Raw genomic sequence first — 1,156 nt, 5'->3', positions numbered from 1 at the left:
ACGCCATTCGTGCAGGTCGGAACTTACCCGACAAGGAATTTCGCTACCTTAGGATGGTTATAGTTACCACCGCCGTTTACTGGCGCTTAAGTTCTCAGCTTCGCAACCCCGAAAGGTCACTAACCGGTCCCCTTAACGTTCCAGCACCGGGCAGGCGTCAGTCCGTATACATCGCCTTACGGCTTCGCACGGACCTGTGTTTTTAGTAAACAGTCGCTTCTCGCTGGTCTCTGCGGCCACCCCCAGCTCACGGAGCAAGTCCGATCACCAGTGATGGCCCCCCTTCTCCCGAAGTTACGGGGGCATTTTGCCGAGTTCCTTAACCATAGTTCACCCGAACGCCTCGGTATTCTCTACCTGACCACCTGAGTCGGTTTAGGGTACGGGCCGCCATGAAACTCGCTAGAGGCTTTTCTCGACAGCATAGGATCATCCACTTCACCACAATCGGCTCGGCATCAGGTCTCAGCCTTAATGAGGGACGGATTTGCCTACCCCTCGGCCTACACCCTTACCCCGGGACAACCACCGCCCGGGCTGGACTACCTTCCTGCGTCACCCCATCGCTTACCTACTACAAGTCTGGTTCGTCGGCTCCACCACTTTCCTTTCCCCGAAGGGTCCGGAACGGCTTCACGGACTTAGCATCGCCTGATTCGATATTGGGCGTTTCAAAGCGGGTACCGGAATATCAACCGGTTGTCCATCGACTACGCCTGTCGGCCTCGCCTTAGGTCCCGACTTACCCTGGGCAGATCAGCTTGACCCAGGAACCCTTAGTCAATCGGCGCACACGTTTCTCACGTGTGTATCGCTACTCATGCCTGCATTCTCACTCGTGAACCGTCCACAACTAGCTTCCGCTGCTGCTTCACCCGGCACACGACGCTCCCCTACCCATCACAGCGGGCGTTGGCCCTATTGCTGCAATGACACGACTTCGGCGGTACGCTTGAGCCCCGCTACATTGTCGGCGCGGAATCACTTGACCAGTGAGCTATTACGCACTCTTTCAAGGGTGGCTGCTTCTAAGCCAACCTCCTGGTTGTCTCTGCGACTCCACATCCTTTCCCACTTAGCGTACGCTTAGGGGCCTTAGTCGATGCTCTGGGCTGTTTCCCTCTCGACCATGGAGCTTATCCCCCACAGTCTCACT

At 56.7% G+C, this 1,156-nt stretch carries 1 rRNA gene; it reads right to left on the bottom strand.

Annotated elements, in window-relative coordinates:
• Positions 1-1,156: ribosomal RNA gene (locus IE244_RS41520) — 23S ribosomal RNA — on the bottom strand; the annotation flags it as partial.

It is taken from the genome of Streptomyces filipinensis (assembly GCF_014649495.1).
GTDB classification, from domain to species: Bacteria; Actinomycetota; Actinomycetes; order Streptomycetales; family Streptomycetaceae; genus Streptomyces; species Streptomyces filipinensis.
Note: the sequence above shows the minus strand (reverse complement) of the source record. Positions and strands in the feature narration are given on the sequence as shown.